Origin of the sequence: Agromyces flavus, from assembly GCF_900104685.1 — a bacterium.
Classification (GTDB): domain Bacteria; phylum Actinomycetota; class Actinomycetes; order Actinomycetales; family Microbacteriaceae; genus Agromyces; species Agromyces flavus.
In genome coordinates this window covers 764,031-779,721 of sequence record NZ_LT629755.1, presented here as the reverse complement: position 1 = coordinate 779,721, position 15,691 = coordinate 764,031, and the positions used below count along the sequence as shown (strand labels likewise).

The window sequence follows — 15,691 nt, the reverse complement described above, 5'->3', positions numbered from 1 at the left end:
GCGCGGCCGGCGCTCCGGGCTCAGGCCGGCTGCGCGGCGAGCCTCGCCGCGGGCCGGATGGCACGGCGCCGGCCGACGACGAACGCCGTGCCCACCGCGCCGAGCACCGCGAACAGCGCCGTGACCCCGGCCGCGGCCCAGACCGCGGGTCCACCGGCACCCGAGACGATGTGCTGCATGCCCTGCACCGCCCAGGTGAGCGGGAGGAACGGGCTGATCGCCTGGTAGGGACCGCTCACGATCTCGAGCGGGTAGAGGCCCCCGGATGCCGCGAGCTGCAGCACCACGAGCACGAGCGACACGATCGTGCCGGCCCGCCCGAGCCAGGCGCTGAGGAACGCGTGCACGGCCGTGAAGGCGACCGCCAGGAGCGCTGAGCAGGCGAGCGTCTGCGGCAGCAGCGCCCAGTCGACGCCGAGCGCCGTGTGCATGAGCACGACGACCGCGGCGGCCTGCACGAGCCCGACGAGCGAGCCGCGGAAGAGCGTCCGCGCGACGAGCCGACCGGTGGGCGCAGTGCTGGCCAGCGCCTCGCGCGTGAACGGCCGGAACACGAGGAACAGCGCCATGGCGCCGAGCCAGAGTCCGATCGGCCCGAGCAGCATCGCCACGACCTGCCCGACCGAGTCGATCTCGTGGTCGCGCGTGGCCTCCGCCACGACGGGATCGGCCACGACGCCCGCGGTCTCCTCGGGGTCGAGGTCGCTCAGCGACGAGGTGCCCTCGGCGCCCTCGGCGAGGCCGTCGGCGAGCTCCTGCGTGCCGCCCGCGAGCTCGGACGCGCCATCCGCCGAAGCCGAGGCGCCCGCCTCGAGCCGCGTCAGACCGTTCGCGATGCCGCTCACGCCGGTCGCGATGCCCGTTGCGCCGTCGCGGATCTGCGGCGAACCTGCCGCCGCCTGGTTCGCGCCGTCCGAGAGCTGCGAGATGCCCGACTGGAGCCCGTCGACACCCGATCCCGTCCCGGCCACGAGCTGTCGGCCCCCGGCCACGAGTTGGGCGAAGGCATCCGCCGTACCCGCCCGGAGCGCGTCGCCGCCGGCGCCGAGCTGGCTGAAGGCGTCCGCGGTGCCGGCTTGGAGGGCGTCGCCGCCCTCGACGAGCTGGGTGAAGGCCCCGCCGGTCTCCGCGACGAGGGTGTCGCCGCCGTCGGCGAGCGCGTGCGCCTGCGCGGCATAGGCCTCGATCGCCGCCTGGGCGGCGGCACCGGTGGGGTCGGCCTGGATCAGCGCGGGGATCGACGCGGCGAGGTCGTCGGCGGCGTCGGCGAGTGCCGCCACGTTCCCGACGTACTCGCCGGTTCCGGCGGTGATGCCGTCACCCGCGGTGTCGATGCCGTCGACGTAGCTGCCGATGCCCGAATCGACCCCGGATCCCGCGGCGCGGACCCCACCGACGTACTTCGCGATCCCGCCGTCGATGCCGGTCCCGGCTGCCTCGACGCCGCCCACGTACTGAGCGACGCCCGAGGTGATGCCGTCGAGCGCGGCCGCCTGCTGGTCGAGCGTCGCGACACCGCCGGCGAGTTGCTCCACGCCGGCCGTGTACTGGTCGATGCCCGACGCGTAGGCGGAGGCGCCGTCGGCAGCCTGGCTCGTTCCGGCCGCCGCTGAGCCGAGTCCGCTCGCGAGCTGGTCGAGGCCCGTCGAGAGGGAGTCGGCGCCGTCGGCGAGCTGCCCGGCGCCGTCGGCCGCGTCGCCGAGCGACCCGCCGACGGTGACGAGGTTGCCGTAGAGGCCCTCGAGGTACTGCGTCGTCAGCTCGTTGCCGAAGGCCGTCGCGACGGCATCGCCGACCGCGCTGCCGACCACGCCCGCGAGGTATCCGTGCGCGTCATCGGTGCGGATGTCGAGCGAGGCGGTGGTGGGCGCGTCGCCGGAGAGCGAAGTCACCGACTCCGAGAAGTCCGGCGGGATGGTGAGCACCGCGTACGCGTCGCCGGCGGCGAGCGCGTCCGCGGCCTCCTCGTCGTTCGAGATGGTCCAGTCGAAGCCCGTCTGGCCGTCGCCCGTCAACTCGGTGACGAGCTGCCGGCCGGCGAGCACGGGCTGCTCCTCACCGTCGGGCGTGGTCATCGTCACCATCTCGTCGTTGTTCACCACGATCGCGGGGATGGCGTCGAGTCGCTCGTCGGCACCGCCGATCGCGCCGGCGACGAGGCCGGCGACGGCCAGCGGCACGGCGGTCACGACGGCGAGCAGTGCGGCGCGCCGCCCGCGGCGGCGGGCGGGGGTCGGGTCGGTGCGGGTCATCGGCGTGCCTCCAGCGGGCGGGTCACGAGATCGAGCGAGCGGATGCCGCGGCCGTCGAGGGCCGCGCGAGCGGGGGCGAGGTCGGCGCCGGCCGGTGCCGTCGCGACGAGCACCACGCCGGCCGGGACCAAGCGGGCGAGGGCGGGCCACGCCCGATCGCCGCCGGCGCCGTCGAGGTCGACGACGACGGCGCGGGGGCGCTCGGCGAGCGCGGCGGCCACCGACACGAGGAGCCGATCCAGCGGGTCGAGCTCGTCCACCGGGGTGTCGGGGTCGATCGCGCGCGTACGCAGCGCGAGGGGGTCGGCGGACGCGGTCCGCGCTTCGGCGACGCGGCGGAGCGCGGCGTCCGTCGCGGACCGGGTCGAGTCCAGGCGGTACCAGGCTCGGGTCGCGTCGATGCGGGCGGCGATGAGCTCGCCCGCGGTGCCCGCGGCCGCGCCATCCGCCGTGCCGTCGGTGATCGCCACGCGCTGCATGACGGCGCCCGCGTCGGTGGGCAGCGGAAGCCCGAGCACGGCGAGCCGGCCGCCCGCGGGCAGCACCCGCCCGGCGAGCGTCGCGGCGAGCATCCTGCGCTCGGCGGGCCGACCGCGGACCACGAGCGCGCCGCCCCGAGGGAGCTCGATCGAGAGCGGCCCGATCGGCTCGGCCGGGTCGCCGACGAGGAGGTCCTCGGCGAGCACGTCGGCGTCGCGCGCCGCAGCCCACTCGGACTCGGCGAGATGGGCGCGAAGCCCCTCGCCCTCGATGTCGACGTCGGGCAGGATGCGAGCGAGCCACTTCGGCAGCCACCAGGCGCCGCGCCCGGCGAGGGCCATCGCGGCGGGCACGAGCGTCATGCGCACGAGGAACGCGTCGAATGCCACGCCGATCGCGAGTGCGAACGCGATGCCCTTGATCACGCCGGTGCCCTCGGGCACGAACGCGAAGAAGACGAAGAACATGATGAGCGCCGCGGCCGTGACGACGCGCGCCGCATGCTGGAAGCCGTGCACGATCGAGCTGCGCGGCTCCTTCGTCTTGACGTACTCCTCGCGCATGCCCGAGACGAGGAACACCTCGTAGTCCATCGCGAGGCCGAACAGCACGGCCATGAGCAGGATCGGCAGGAAGCTCAGGATGGGCCCCGGCTCGACGTGCATGAGGTCGGCGAGCCATCCCCACTGGAAGACGGCGACCGTCACGCCGATCGCGCCGAACGCCGAGAGCAGGAAGCCGAGCGCCGCCTTGATCGGCACGAACACCGAGCGGAAGACGATGAGCAGCAGGATGATCGAGAGCCCGACGACGATGAGCGCGAACGGGATGAGCGCGTCGGTGAGTCGCTGCGAGATGTCGATCGACACGGCGGTGTAGCCGGTGACGGCGATCGGCGTGCCGAACTCGTCGACGATCTCGTCCTCGAGGTCCCGGATGTCCTGCACGACCTGCTTGGTCTCAGGGTCGGTCGGCGCGCTGTCGGGGACCACCTGGATGATCGCGGTGTCGACGGTCTCGTTGGGCAGGCCGTCGCCCACGTAGGCCACGCCGTCGACCTGGGCGAGTCGCGCGCCGATCGCGTCGAGGTCCTCGAAGATGTCGGTCGTCTGCGTGATGTCGACCGTGACGATGAGCGGGCCGTTGTAGCCCTCGCCGAAACCGGCCGCGATCATGTCGTAGGCCTCGCGCTGGCTCGAGCCGGCCTCGCCCTGGCCGCCGGGCAGGTTCAGGTCGAGGCTCGCGGCCGGGATCGCCGCGGCGCCGAGCAGGCCGACGACGAGCAGCACGAACACGACCGGCGCCTTGAGGACCGTGTCGACCCAGCGGCGGCCGAGCGTCGGACGACCGCCCTCGTCGTGCGCGACGCCGCGGCGGTGCGCACGGCTGCCCGGCTTGGGCGCGAGCCGACCCTTCGCGAGGCCGAGCAGCGCGGGCAGCAGCGTGGTGGCGCCGATGACGGCGATGAGCACGGCGAACGCGGCGGCGACGCCCATGACGCTGAGGAACGGGATGCCGACGACGAGCAGGCCGAGCAGCGCGATGATGACCGTGAGGCCGGCGAAGACGACGGCGCCGCCGGCGGTGGCGACCGCTTCGGCGGTGCTCTCCTCCGGATCCATGCCCCGGGCGAGCTGGGTGCGGTGACGCGACAGGATGAACAGCGCGTAGTCGATGCCGACGGCCAGGCCGATCATGACGGCGAGCATGGGTGCGGTGCTCGAGACAGGCGCGAACGCCGCGACGAGCGAGATGCCGCCGAAGGTCGCGGCGACGCCGAGCAGCGCGGTGAGCAGCGGCATCCCGGCCGCGAGCAGCGAGCCGAAGGTGATGAGCAGCACGACGCCCGCGAACAGCACGCCGAACGCCTCGGTGATGGTCAGGCCGAACGTGGTGTCCTGGAAGACCTCGCCGCCGAAGGCGACCGTCATGCCGGCGTCGCGACCCGCCTCGCCCGTGGCCAGCACGGCGTCGATGGACTCCTGCGTCACGTCGGTGGTCGGGCCGTCGAACTGCACCTGGATGTAGGCGGTGCGCTCGTCGCTCGAGACCTGGTCGCCCGCGTACTCGTCGAACGGTCCGAGCACGTTCGAGACGCCCTCGACGTCCTCGAGGTCGGACTCCATCGCCTCGATGGCGTCGCGATACCGGTCGTCCTCGACGGACTCGCCGTCGGGCACCTCGACGACCGCCTTGGCGGAGGCGCCGGCCGTCTGCGGGAAGACCGCCGCGAGCTGGTCGATCGCGTCCTGCGACTCGGTGCCGGGGATGGCGTACGACTCCTGGAGCTGGCCGCCCAGGCCGATGCCGAGGCCGAGCAGGGCGCCGAGCGCGACCGCCCAGGCGATGATGACGATCCAGGCGCGACGGAAGGCGGCGCGTCCGATGCGGTGCAGGAAGAGGGCCACGGGTTCTCTCTCGGTGGGGGCGGCGTCGGGTCAGGCGGCAGTGGGAGCGAGCAGTTCGCCCACCACGTCGTGGAGGGCGGCGTAGAGCTCCTCGTCGGCGGGCCGCAGTTCCTCGTCGGTGAAGGTGCGTCCGGCGGTGAGCAGGAATGCGGCGCCGCCGAGCGCGATGCCGAGCCGCACCTGGTCGGCGACGCTCTCGCGTGGCTCGCACATGGCCGCGGCGAGCCGACGGACCGACGTGTTGGCGCGCGCGATGATCGGCAGCTCGGAGAGGCTCGGACCCTGGATGAGGAACACGTGCACGGCCTCGCGGTGAACCAGGAGGAGGTCGACGATGCGGTCGACCAGTACGCGGCGTCGCTCGGGGCCGCTCCCTCCGAGGTACTCGTCGAGGACCGCCTCGAACTCGGCCACGGCCGGCTCGATGGCGGCCTCGAGCAGGGCCTCCTTGGAGGCGTAGTGGTAGAGGACGCTGGACTTGGAGTAGCCGGCTCCATCGGCGATGTGCTGCAGCGAGGATGCCGCGAACCCGACGGTCGCGAACTGCTCGAGTGCGGCCTGCTTGAGTTCCTCGGCGGCGCGCACGCGCGACGAGGGCTTGACGTCGGTGGGCATGCGACGAGCGTACTTGACCGATCGGTCAGATCCTGCACGATCGGTCAGCCTTCGCGGCGTTCTCCCAGCCGCGCGCTGTCAACCGGTCGCCGGTGCCGCATGCCGGGCGGTAGCGTTGCGGCATGCGCAAGTACCTCTTCAGTACGGCGGTCCTGAGCTCGATCTTCAGCGCGGTCGGCGTGATCCGCGCCACGACCGCGGGTCCGCGCGACTGGAGGCTCCTGCTCATGTGGGTCTCCTGGGCGGCGACGTTCGCGATCGCGCTGGGCACGGTCGCCGACGAGCAGAAGCGCCGCGAACTGGCGGAGTAGCGCCGGGCGGCGTGTCCGCTCCGGCATCGCGCCGCGCGTGCCGGACACTGGTGAAGACCACCCGCTGCCGAGTCCGCGACGAGTCCGCGACCCGAGCGCCCGACCGAGAGGACACCGATGTTCCGCCGCTGGCGCCGCGCCCGGCTCGCCGCCCAAGCCGCCGCCCACACCGCTGCCGCTCCGTCGCCCCGCGCGACGGCGGCCGACCTCCGCGGCGAGCACATCTTCGAGCTCGTCAACGCCAGGCTCTCCCGGTTCATCGGCCCCGACGGCCAGTGGGCGCTCGTCCGCCGCACCGCCGACGACTCCGACCGCATCTTCCAGGCCATGCTCACGCACCAGATCGCGGCCGAGGTCACGCGCGCGATCCTCGAGGAGCGCGAGCAGGTCGCCGTCGTGGTGCCCGCGGAGGAGGCATCCCTCGCGCTGAGCTGGTCGCCGGCGCCGCTCGTCATGTGGGCCGACCCGGTCGACCTCGGCGCCGACGAGGACGCGATCGACGAGACCGACGCGCCCCGGCCCGCCGAGGCCGACGCGATCGAGGTCGCGCGCGCCGCCTGACCGGCCTCCGGCCGTGTCGGGCGCGACCCGGCACTCCAAATTCGGGCGTCGATTCTTGTACGGCGATTTCGAGCGGCTCCCCCGCCGCCGTTCGTAGCGTGATCGTGGGCTGATCGCCCACCACGCCGATCGACGGGAACCGCATGACCGCCACCCAGTCCCCCGCGCCCGCCTCCGCGCCGGCGCGCAGCCGCGCCCGCACCTCCGCTCGCGACCTCGCCCAGATCGCGGTGTTCGCCGCCCTCATCGCCGCGCTCGGACTGCCCGGCGCATTGTCGATCGGCGGCATGGCGGTGCCCATCACGTTCCAGACGCTCGGGGTCATGCTCGCCGGCGCGATCCTCGGGGCGCGCAAAGGTGCGCTCTCCGTCGTGCTGCTGCTCGCGCTCGTGGCCGCCGGCCTGCCGCTGCTCGCCGGCGGCCGCGGCGGCATCGCCGTGTTCGTGGGGCCCTCGGTGGGCTACCTGATCGGCTGGGTGCTCGGCGCGTTCGTCATCGGCTGGCTGACGGCCCGCCTCCTGCCCCGCTACCGGGTCCTGCCGGCGCTCGCCGCGACCGCGTTCGGGGCATCGTCGTCATCTACCTCGTCGGCGTGCCGGTGTTCGCGGCGATCACGGGCACTCCGCTGACGGTCGCGCTCGTCGGTGCGGCCGTGTTCCTCCCCGGCGACCTGCTGAAGGTCGTGGTGACCGTGCTGGTCGCCAAGGGCGTGCACCGCGCGTCGCCCGGCCTCATCGAGCCGGCGCCGTGGCCGTGGCGCCGCGCGGTGGAGCAGCGCGACGCATGAGCGACTGGCTGCGCGGCCGCGACGAGCGGGTCGCCCTGGCGTTCGGCGGCGACGCCGTGCGCTTCGGCGAGCTCGCTCGTGCGGTCGACGCGGCCGTGCTGCCGTCGGGCAGAGGTCCGGTCGGATGTCCCGTGGGGACCGATGCCGTCGACCTGGTCGTGACCGTGCTCGCGTGCCTCGCGCGCGGCCGCCCGGTGGTCGTCGGTGCCGACCAGGCTGACGCCGATCGCGTCGCCGACGCCCTGCCGGATGGCGCCGAGCTCGCGTTGACGACGTCCGGCTCGACCGCTCGGCACGGCGAGCCGCCCCGCCTCATCGCACGCACGAGCGCCTCCTGGCTCGCGTCCGCCGGGCCGCTCGCGCAGCTCGCGGACGTCGGGCCCGCGGACCGCGTCGCCGTGACCGGACCGCTGCACGTGTCGATGCACCTCTACGCGGTGCTCCACGCCCTCTGGCTCGGCGCGATCGCCACCGACCGGCTGGATGGCGCGTCCGTCGTGCATGCGACGCCCACGCGCTTCGCGCGACTGCTCGAGCGTCCCGACGCGCCGCGCGCCGCGATCGTGGCGGGGGCCGCCATGGACGATCGGTTGCGCGCACGGGTCGCGGAACGCGACATCCGCCTGACGGAGTACTACGGCGCAGCCGAGCTGTCGTTCGTGCTCGCCGGATCGGGCGGCTCGCTCAGCGCGTTCCCCGGCGTCGACGTGGAGCTCCGCCGGAGTGCCGGCGGCGACGAACTCTGGGCGCGGTCGCCGTACCTCGCGCTCGACGTGGTCGGCGGCGAGATGCGACGCGACGACCGCGGCTTCGCGACGGTGGGCGACTTGGCGGAGCGCGCCGCCGACGGCGGCATCCGGGTACTCGGGCGCGGGGATGCGGCGATCACGACGGCGGGCGCGACCGTGCCCGCCGAGTCGCTCGAGGCCCGTCTCGACGCGATCGCCGGTGTCCGCGCCGCTGCCGTCATCGGCGAACCGCACGAGCTGCTCGGCGAGCGCATCGCGGCGATCCTCGAGCTCGACGACGGCGTCTCGCTCGAATCCGTCGTCGCTGCCGCTCGGGCCGAGTTCTCCCCCGTCGAGCTGCCTCGCCGCTGGTTCGTCCAAGAGCTTCCACGGACGGACTCCGGAAAGATCGCGCGCGGTGCGCTGCGCGCCGCGGCCGCGGCCGGCGAGCTCGGGGATGGGCACCCGTGAGCGCCGACCGTCTCGCTCCGGTGATCGTCGCGGCGCGTCGCACCGCGATCGCCACCGCCTCGCGCGGCTTCGCGAACCACACCGTCGACGCCCTCGCCGCGCCGGTGATCGCCGGCGTCGCCGCGGCGGTCGCACCATCCGGCCTGCCCGTCGACGACGTCGTGCTCGGCAACTGCATGGGACCGGGTGGTGACCTCGCGCGCGTGGCCGCGCTGAGGGCGGGACTCGGCGCCGACGTGCCCGGCGTGACCGTCGATCGGCAGTGCGGGTCGGGACTCGACGCGGTCATGCAGGCGGCGTCGCGCGTCCGGGCCGGCGATGCCGCAGTGGTCATCGCGGGCGGTGCCGAGTCGGCGTCGACCGCGCCGCACCGGCACTGGCCGGGTTCGGGCGAGCGCTACACGCGCGCGCCGTTCACCCCCGTCGGCTTCCCCGATCCCGACATGGGCCCGGCTGCCGAGCACCTCGCCCGGGTTCGCCGGATCCCCCGGCACCGGCAAGATGCGTGGGCGGCGCGATCGCACGCGCGGGCGGTTGCGGCACAGGCGGCGGGCGCGTTCGACGACGAGATCGTTCCCGTCGACGGGGTGGCGCGCGACGACCGGCCCCGTGCCTCGATGGATCTCGCCCGCCTCGAGCGGTTCGCGCCGGCGTTCGCGCCCGCGTCCGCCTCGCTCGCGCGGGACGGTGCACGGCCGGGCGGCACGGTCACGGCCGGCAACTCGTGCGGCTTCTCCGACGGCGCCGCGGCGATGGCGGTCACGACGGCCGAGATCGCGCGGGAACTCGGCCTCCCGGCGCTCCGGGTGCGCGCTGCGGCCGTAGCCGGCGGCGACCCCGCGCTCCCCGGGCTCGGTGCCGCGCCGGCCGCGCGCGCGGCGCTCGCCCGCGCCGGCATGACCGTCGCGGATCTCGGTTCCGTCGAGATCACCGAGGCGTTCGCCGCGCAGCTCCTCGCCGTCAGCGACGACCTCGGCCTCGACGAGGAGACGATCTCGGCCGACGGTGGGGCGATCGCGCTCGGCCATCCGTGGGGCGCGTCGGGCGCCATCCTGCTCGTCAGGCTCGCCGCGCGCATGCTCCGCGACGGCGACGACGGCCGCGCCGGGCTCGCCGCGTGCTCGATCGGCGGCGGGCAGGGCATCGCGATGATCGTGGAGCGGGTCGCATGAGCATCATCCGGTTCGACGGCGTCTCGCACGACTTCGGTGACGAACGCGTCGTCGACGGCGTCACGCTCGAGTTCGCCGAACGGCGCGTCGGCATCGTCGGCGCCAACGGCTCGGGCAAGTCCACGCTCGCGCGCATGATCAACGGTCTCGTCACGCCGACCGCGGGCCGCGTCGAGGTCGACGGGCTCCACGTGGCGCGCCACGGACGCGAGGTGCGCCGCCGGGTCGGCTTCGTGTTCACGAACGCCGACACCCAGATCGTGATGCCGACCGTGCGAGAGGACGTCGCCTTCACGCTGCGGCGGCACCGGCTGCCTGCGACGGATGCCGCTGCCCGCGTCGATGCGACCCTGGAGCGCTTCGGACTCGCGGACCTCGCGGACCGGCCCGCGCACCGGCTCTCGGGCGGGCAGAAGCAGCTGCTCGCACTCGCCTCGGTACTCGTCGGCGAGCCGTCGATCGTGATCGCCGACGAGCCCACGACCCTGCTCGACGCGCGCAACGCGCGGCTGATCGCCGAGCACTTCGAAGCGCTCGACGAGCAACTGGTCGTCGTCAGCCACCAGCTCGACCTGCTCGAGTCGTTCGATCGGGTGATCGTCATGGAGGCCGGACGCGTGGTGGCCGACGACGCCCCCCGCCCCGCACTCGACGCCTACCGGGCGCTGATCGGATGAGTCGCACATGATCGGCGTCTACCACCCCGGCACCTCGGTCGTGCATCGCGCCGCGGCACTCGCCAAGCTCGGGCTGCTCGCGGTCGCGGTGACTCTCGTGGCGCTCCTGCCGTCGCTCCACGCACTCGGGATCGCCGCCCCGCTCGTCGTGGGTCTGATTGTGCTCGCCCGCATCCCGGCTCGCCTCGCGTGGCGGCAGATCACGCCGATCCTGTGGCTGCTCGCGTTCGCCGTGCCCGTGCAGTGGATCTTCGCCGGCTGGGAGGCTGCCGCGACGATGGGCCTTCGCCTCGTCCTCGCGGTCGCGCTGGCCGCGGTCTACACGCTCACGACGCCCGTGTCGGCGACGCTCGATGCGATGCAGGCGCTGCTGCGGCCGTTCCGGCGATGGGTTGACCCCGACCGGATCGGGTTGGCGCTGGCGCTCGCCATCCGCTGCGTCCCGCTCCTCGCCGAGCTCGTGCGCGAGGTGCTCGAGGCGCGCAAGGCGCGCGGCGCGGAGGGTTCGCCCACGGCGCTCGCGGTCCCGGTGATCGTGCGCGCCCTGCGCACGGCGGATCACCTCGGCGAGGCGCTCATGGCCCGCGGCGTCGAAGACTGAGACGCGCCGCGGCCGACACGCCCGGCGGTGTCATCGGGGACCGGCAGACTGGTCGATCGCCGACCCGACGGCCGACCGAAGGAGCCACCCACCCCGATGATGGGCGTCACCCATGCCACGAGCGGCGCCGCCGCGTGGATCGCGATCACCAGCACGCTCCCCATCGTCACCTCCGGGGCGTATCCACTCGACCCGTTGGGGGTGCTCGCCGGCACGGCGGTGTGTGCCGGTGCGGCGCTGCTGCCCGACGCCGACCACCACAGCGCGACCATCGCGCACTCCGTGCCGGTCCTCGGTCGGATCGCGACCGGGACGGTCGGCATGCTCTCGGGCGGGCATCGACAGGGCGCACATTCCCCGATCGGCGTCGCGATCGTCGCGGCCGGCGCCTGGGCGCTGACGCTCGCGACCCTCGTGACCGACGAGTTCGGCACCATCGCGATCGGCGCCGGCATCGGCGCGGCCGCCCTGACAGCTTTCGGCCTCAAGGCGCGGGACTTCGTGCGGACGTGGCTCGCCGCGTGGGCGCTGGGGCTGCTGCTCGGCGCGTTCATCGTGCTGTTCGCGCCCGAGCAGGTGGCGTGGTTCCCGCTCGCCGTGACGCTCGGCTTCGTCGTCCACCTCGCGGGCGACTTCCTCACGACCGGCGGACTCCCCGGCCTGTTCTGGCCGTGGGTTCCGCGCCCGCCCGAGACGCTCCATCCGGTGCCCGTGCTCAACCGCGTCTGGATGCCGAACGGCTACATGGCCCTGCCGATCCTCGGCGACACCGGATCGGTGCGAGAGGCACTGCTCGGCGCGCTCCTGGGCGTCTACTGCTTCACCGGCTTCGCGCACGAGGGCCTGCTGCTGCTCGGCGTCGACCTGTACGCGTTCTGGTGAGCCGGATGTCTCAGCTCCCGCCCCATGGCATCGGACGGCCGGGGGCACGTGCGCTGTCGTCGGGCATACGGGGCAACGAGGTGCCGCCGGCGCGGATGCAGAGCCAGCGCAGCTCGCCCGGGCTGTCGGGAAGGGCGCGCCAGGTACGCAGGACCCCTTGCCCGACGCGGACGACGGTGCCGGGTCCCACCGCGACGACGTCGTCGTCGAGCCCCATCTCGCCGCTTCCCTCCAGGAAGACGTAGAGCTCCTCGATCTGCGCGTGCACGTGCCAGTAGCCGGCCTCCTCGCCCGGGGCGAGCGCGTTGGCCGACATCCCGATGTACTGCATCGTCAGGTCGTGGTCGACGATCCGCCTGCCCTGTCGTGACCGGCCTGCGTCGAACCCACCGAAGTGCTCCCGCCACTCCGATGGCGCACCGATCTCCACGACCTCGTAGTCCGTCATCCGCCCTCTCCTCGTGCGACCGTGCTCCCGCTGCCTTGCGATGCACCCACGGACGACAGAAGCCCGGCACGACGCGAATTGCGCGGTGCCGGGCTTCGTTCCGTGCACCCCCAGGGACTTGAACCCTGAACCCACTGATTAAGAGTCAGTTGCTCTGCCGATTGAGCTAGAGGTGCGTTTCGGTGGGATTTTCACAACCCCGAACCGAGGATCAACGGTATCAGGTGGGCATGCCGATCGCGAAATCGTCCCGCGGCCGGGCGTGCCGCGTCATCCGTCGCCGGCTCAGGCCCCGCGGCTAGGCTGAACGGGTGACGGATGCCACGACCCCGCCGGAGCCCGATCAGACCGAGCGCGACGCCGAAGCCGACCTCGACGACCTCGCGCTCGACAACGACCTGGCGCTCGCGCTCGAGCTCGCCGACCTCGCTGATCGCGCCGCGATGGACCGCTTCCGCGCCGTCGACCTGCGCGTCGACACGAAGCCCGACCGCACGTTCGTGACCGAGGCCGACCTGGCGGTCGAGCGCGCCGTGCGCGAGCTCGTCGCACAGCGACGGCCGGGTGACGGCGTGCTCGGCGAGGAGTACGGCACCGAGGGATCGGGCGCGCGGCAGTGGATCGTCGACCCCATCGACGGCACGGCCAACTTCCTTCGCGGCGTGCCCGTGTGGGGTGCGCTCATCGCGCTCACCGTCGACGGAGTGCCCGTCGTCGGGGTCGCGTCGATGCCGGCGCTCGGGCGTCGGTGGTGGGGCGCGCAGGGGCTCGGGGCGTTCACGACGGACGCGCCCGGCGCGCAGCCCCGTGCCATCCGGGTGTCGTCGGTCGGCGAGCTCGCCGACGCGTCGCTGAGCTTCCAGAGCATCGCCCAGTGGCGCGACGCCGGCCGACTCGACCGCCTGCTGGCGCTCGGCGAGCGCGTCTGGCGCGACCGCGCGTACGGCGACCTCTGGTCGTATTGCCTGCTCGCCGAGGGGCTCGTCGACGTGGTCGCCGAGTTCGACCTCAAGCCGTGGGACATCGCCGCCGCGGTGCCCATCGTCGAGGCCGCCGGCGGTCGGGTCACGTCCACGGGCGGCGCCGCGCTCGGCGACGGCAGCGCGCTCGCGACGAACGGTCGCCTGCACGATGCGGTGCTCGAGGTACTCGGCGGCGACAGGGCCTCCGACCGCGCGTGACGCGCGTGGCGTCATCCGCTCCCGGTTCGTCGTACTCTTGACGTGAGGGCCGGGGGGCCTCGAGGGGATGTGCGGCGATGGAGGCCAGACGGCATCGCACGGTGCACCAGCAGCATGAGCTGGGGCCCGACGACGACCCGTACGTCGCGTACCTGCTCTGGCGCGCCGAGCGCGACGCTGCGGCCGCCGAGGCAGGCGATGACCGCGACGACGGCAGCCCCGCCGACGCGGGAGATCGGCCCGTCGCCGCGTCCGCAGCCGTCAGCGCACGCGCGCCCGTGGGCTTCTCGTCGTGGCTGCGCCGGCTCGCGATCTGGAACCGCAAGGCCGGGTGAACCTCGCCACGATCAGGACGCGTCGGTCGCGCTGTCCGACACCGCGGCGCCGTGGTGCCCGTGCGCCTCGCGGATCTCGCGGCGATGCTCCGCGTAGCGCACCGACTCGACGACGATGAGCACACCGCCGGCGACGACCAGCACCGCCAACGCCACGAGCGGCGGCAGCAGCGCCGCGACCGGCGTCGCGGCGAGCACGAGCACGGCCGCACCGAATCGCAGCCACTTGACGCGTCGTGCCACGCGAAGCCAAAAGAACCCGATGCCTGCGAGATAGCACGACACTCCCCCGTACAGCGCTGCGGCCCCGAACAACCCGAGCGGCTTCGCGTCCTCGACGTGGGCGATGACGTCTTCGACACCGAGCGCGGCGAGGACGATCCCGGCGATGAGCAGCAGGTGCAGGTAGGTGTAGCCGTCGATCGCGAGTCCGGCCCGCTCCACGCCGCGCAGGCGTGCGAGCTCGCGTTCGGCCGCGAGCGCCGTCGTGTCGAAGTAGATCCACCAGAGCAGGATCGAGACCAGCATGGCCAGCGCCGAGCCGATGATGATGGGAACGCTCACGGGCTCGCGCGCGGCGCCCACGCCGATGGCGACGATCGACTCGCCGAGCGCGAGGATGATGACCAGCCCGAAGCGTTCCGCCCAGTGCGCGGCGGAGTGCACGCGCCAGTTGCCGCCCGAGGAGGTCAGGTAGGTGAGCAGCACGTCGAGGACGAGCGCGATGAGCCACAGCCAGGTCTGCAGGAGGGGGTCGGCCACGAGCGCGCCCGCGATGAGGAACCCCGACCCGGCGACGAGTGCGAGCGATGTCCGGAGGATCTGGCGTCGGAGGGGCGGATCCTCCGCCGCCGCGATGTAGTAGAGCGTCAGGTGCGTGACCCGCACGACCATGTACGCGATCACGAGCACGAGGGGACCGAACAGCCCGCCAGGGAGGTCGACGTAGGCCTCGGGGATGACGAGTGCCACGACGAACATCGCGATCATCGCGACGGCCATCCCGAGCTTCACGCCGCCCTCGTCAACGTGCGTCTGGTTCGCAAGCCACGCGTACGACACCCACGACCACCAGAGCAGGGTGAGGATGGTGAGCGCCTGGAGCACGCCGATCGCACTGTGCGTCGCCGCCATGTACTGCGTCACCTGCGTGAACGCGAAGACGAACACGAGGTCGAAGAAGAGCTCGAACGTCGTCACCCGGTGCGCCTCGTCGGAGACGCGGAACCCCTTGGCCGGAGCCAGTCGCCACTGCATGCCGAACAGTCTTCCGGCAGCCGCCCCCCACGGGAAGTACCCGCGAGCAGCGGCTAGCGTGGACGGCATGGTGCACGATCTCGCGAACCGCGACGACGTCGAGCGGCTCGTCGTCGCGTTCTACGAGTCCGCGTTCCGCGACCCGCTGATCGGGCCCATCTTCACCGAGGTCGCCCGCATGGACCTCGCCGCCCACCTGCCGATCATGTGCGACTTCTGGGAGACCGTGCTGTTCCGCAGCGGGGCGTACCGGCGCAACGCACTCCAGGTGCACGTCGCTTTGCACGCGCGCCATCCGCTCACCGGCGAGCACTTCGCGCGGTGGCTCGAACTGTGGGATGCCACGGTCGACGCGCTCTACACGGGACCCATCGCGGAGCGAGCGAAGGTGCAGGCGGAGCGCATCGCCGGGTCCATGCAGCGCCGCCTCGCCGGCCGCTCGGGCAGCGCATTCGAGACCGTGGCACGCCAGGAGGCGTGACCCTCGGAGTGAGGCTGTCCGCGCGGTGGCGCTCGCCGATATGC

The 15,691-nt window shown here is 73.4% G+C and carries 17 protein-coding genes and 1 tRNA gene; 12 read left to right on the top strand and 6 right to left on the bottom strand.

Going from position 1 to position 15,691, the window contains the following annotated elements; genetic code table 11:
• Positions 1-20: 20 nt before the first annotated feature.
• From BLT99_RS03790 to BLT99_RS03780, 3 genes are read right to left on the bottom strand one after another with little or no spacing between them, the layout of a single operon-like run.
• The gene (locus BLT99_RS03790) at positions 21-2,252 is read right to left on the bottom strand and encodes a YhgE/Pip domain-containing protein (protein ID WP_092669428.1); all 2,232 of its coding nucleotides are present in this window, start codon (positions 2,250-2,252) and stop codon (positions 21-23) included.
• On the bottom strand, positions 2,249-5,140 hold the full coding sequence (locus tag BLT99_RS03785; protein ID WP_092669427.1) for an MMPL family transporter: 2,892 nt from the start codon (positions 5,138-5,140) through the stop codon (positions 2,249-2,251). Before BLT99_RS03785 ends, BLT99_RS03790 begins: the two co-directional genes overlap by 4 nt.
• 30 nt (positions 5,141-5,170) lie before the next feature.
• Complete coding sequence (locus BLT99_RS03780; protein ID WP_092669426.1) at positions 5,171-5,755, bottom strand: TetR/AcrR family transcriptional regulator; 585 nt, start codon at positions 5,753-5,755, stop codon at positions 5,171-5,173.
• Between the two features lie 122 nt (positions 5,756-5,877).
• On the opposite strand from BLT99_RS03780, the gene BLT99_RS03775 reads away from it, so the two are divergent.
• The 9 genes from BLT99_RS03775 to BLT99_RS03740 all read left to right on the top strand — a co-directional run bounded on the left by BLT99_RS03775 (position 5,878) and on the right by BLT99_RS03740 (position 11,945).
• Entirely contained in the window at positions 5,878-6,066 is a 189-nt protein-coding gene (locus tag BLT99_RS03775; protein WP_092669425.1) for a hypothetical protein, read from the top strand.
• Positions 6,067-6,183: 117 nt separating this feature from the next.
• Positions 6,184-6,627: a hypothetical protein gene (locus BLT99_RS03770; protein ID WP_092669424.1), complete on the top strand. Its 444-nt coding sequence runs from the start codon at positions 6,184-6,186 to the stop codon at positions 6,625-6,627.
• 143 nt (positions 6,628-6,770) lie between these two features.
• Positions 6,771-7,256, top strand: a complete 486-nt coding sequence (locus tag BLT99_RS03765; RefSeq protein WP_331712591.1) for a biotin transporter BioY — start codon at positions 6,771-6,773, stop codon at positions 7,254-7,256.
• Complete coding sequence (locus tag BLT99_RS18230; RefSeq protein WP_331712590.1) at positions 7,220-7,414, top strand: hypothetical protein; 195 nt, start codon at positions 7,220-7,222, stop codon at positions 7,412-7,414. Before BLT99_RS03765 ends, BLT99_RS18230 begins: the two co-directional genes overlap by 37 nt.
• On the top strand, positions 7,411-8,613 hold the full coding sequence (locus tag BLT99_RS03760; protein WP_133988556.1) for a class I adenylate-forming enzyme family protein: 1,203 nt from the start codon (positions 7,411-7,413) through the stop codon (positions 8,611-8,613). The genes BLT99_RS18230 and BLT99_RS03760 overlap by 4 nt, the downstream gene beginning before the upstream one ends.
• Positions 8,610-9,785 carry a thiolase family protein gene (locus BLT99_RS03755; RefSeq protein WP_092669422.1) on the top strand — a complete coding sequence of 392 codons (1,176 nt, stop codon included), beginning with the start codon at positions 8,610-8,612 and terminating at the stop codon, positions 9,783-9,785. The genes BLT99_RS03760 and BLT99_RS03755 overlap by 4 nt, the downstream gene beginning before the upstream one ends.
• Positions 9,782-10,462, top strand: a complete 681-nt coding sequence (locus BLT99_RS03750) for an energy-coupling factor ABC transporter ATP-binding protein (protein WP_092669421.1) — start codon at positions 9,782-9,784, stop codon at positions 10,460-10,462. The genes BLT99_RS03755 and BLT99_RS03750 overlap by 4 nt, the downstream gene beginning before the upstream one ends.
• Positions 10,463-10,469: 7 nt before the next feature.
• Entirely contained in the window at positions 10,470-11,063 is a 594-nt protein-coding gene (locus BLT99_RS03745) for an energy-coupling factor transporter transmembrane component T family protein (protein WP_092669420.1), read from the top strand.
• Positions 11,064-11,159: 96 nt separating this feature from the next.
• Positions 11,160-11,945 (top strand): metal-dependent hydrolase, encoded by a 786-nt coding sequence (locus tag BLT99_RS03740; protein ID WP_092669419.1) that lies wholly within the window; start codon positions 11,160-11,162, stop codon positions 11,943-11,945.
• Between the two features lie 10 nt (positions 11,946-11,955).
• On the opposite strand, the gene BLT99_RS03735 is transcribed toward BLT99_RS03740, so the two are convergent.
• A complete protein-coding gene (locus BLT99_RS03735) occupies positions 11,956-12,393 on the bottom strand; it encodes a cupin domain-containing protein (RefSeq protein WP_092669418.1) in 438 nt (145 codons plus the stop codon).
• A 103-nt stretch (positions 12,394-12,496) separates the two neighbouring features.
• Positions 12,497-12,569: transfer RNA gene (locus BLT99_RS03730), tRNA-Lys, on the bottom strand.
• A 222-nt stretch (positions 12,570-12,791) separates the two neighbouring features.
• Here BLT99_RS03730 and BLT99_RS03725 point away from each other — a divergent pair.
• Positions 12,792-13,574: an inositol monophosphatase family protein gene (locus BLT99_RS03725; protein WP_229724724.1), complete on the top strand. Its 783-nt coding sequence runs from the start codon at positions 12,792-12,794 to the stop codon at positions 13,572-13,574.
• Positions 13,575-13,675: 101 nt separating this feature from the next.
• Positions 13,676-13,909: a hypothetical protein gene (locus BLT99_RS03720; protein WP_157674931.1), complete on the top strand. Its 234-nt coding sequence runs from the start codon at positions 13,676-13,678 to the stop codon at positions 13,907-13,909.
• 12 nt (positions 13,910-13,921) lie between these two features.
• Here BLT99_RS03720 and BLT99_RS03715 read toward each other — a convergent pair whose 3' ends face one another.
• On the bottom strand, positions 13,922-15,166 hold the full coding sequence (locus BLT99_RS03715; RefSeq protein ID WP_157674930.1) for a low temperature requirement protein A: 1,245 nt from the start codon (positions 15,164-15,166) through the stop codon (positions 13,922-13,924).
• Between the two features lie 67 nt (positions 15,167-15,233).
• Here BLT99_RS03715 and BLT99_RS03710 point away from each other — a divergent pair, with 67 nt between their 5' ends.
• On the top strand, positions 15,234-15,647 hold the full coding sequence (locus tag BLT99_RS03710) for a group III truncated hemoglobin (protein ID WP_092675571.1): 414 nt from the start codon (positions 15,234-15,236) through the stop codon (positions 15,645-15,647).
• The last annotated feature ends 44 nt before the right edge of the window (positions 15,648-15,691 follow it).

Bases quoted from the DNA above. Each gene is read 5' to 3' on its own strand.
- BLT99_RS03790 (WP_092669428.1), bottom strand. From the start codon at position 2,252: ATGACCCGCACCGACCCGACCCCCGCCCGCCGCCGCGGGCGGCGCGCC.
- BLT99_RS03780 (WP_092669426.1), bottom strand. From the start codon at position 5,755: ATGCCCACCGACGTCAAGCCCTCGTCGCGCGTGCGCGCCGCCGAGGAA.
- BLT99_RS03775 (WP_092669425.1), top strand. From the start codon at position 5,878: ATGCGCAAGTACCTCTTCAGTACGGCGGTCCTGAGCTCGATCTTCAGC.
- BLT99_RS03770 (WP_092669424.1), top strand. From the start codon at position 6,184: ATGTTCCGCCGCTGGCGCCGCGCCCGGCTCGCCGCCCAAGCCGCCGCC.
- BLT99_RS03765 (WP_331712591.1), top strand. From the start codon at position 6,771: ATGACCGCCACCCAGTCCCCCGCGCCCGCCTCCGCGCCGGCGCGCAGC.
- BLT99_RS03760 (WP_133988556.1), top strand. From the start codon at position 7,411: ATGAGCGACTGGCTGCGCGGCCGCGACGAGCGGGTCGCCCTGGCGTTC.
- BLT99_RS03750 (WP_092669421.1), top strand. From the start codon at position 9,782: ATGAGCATCATCCGGTTCGACGGCGTCTCGCACGACTTCGGTGACGAA.
- BLT99_RS03745 (WP_092669420.1), top strand. From the start codon at position 10,470: ATGATCGGCGTCTACCACCCCGGCACCTCGGTCGTGCATCGCGCCGCG.
- BLT99_RS03740 (WP_092669419.1), top strand. From the start codon at position 11,160: ATGATGGGCGTCACCCATGCCACGAGCGGCGCCGCCGCGTGGATCGCG.
- BLT99_RS03735 (WP_092669418.1), bottom strand. From the start codon at position 12,393: ATGACGGACTACGAGGTCGTGGAGATCGGTGCGCCATCGGAGTGGCGG.
- BLT99_RS03715 (WP_157674930.1), bottom strand. From the start codon at position 15,166: ATGCAGTGGCGACTGGCTCCGGCCAAGGGGTTCCGCGTCTCCGACGAG.
- BLT99_RS03710 (WP_092675571.1), top strand. From the start codon at position 15,234: ATGGTGCACGATCTCGCGAACCGCGACGACGTCGAGCGGCTCGTCGTC.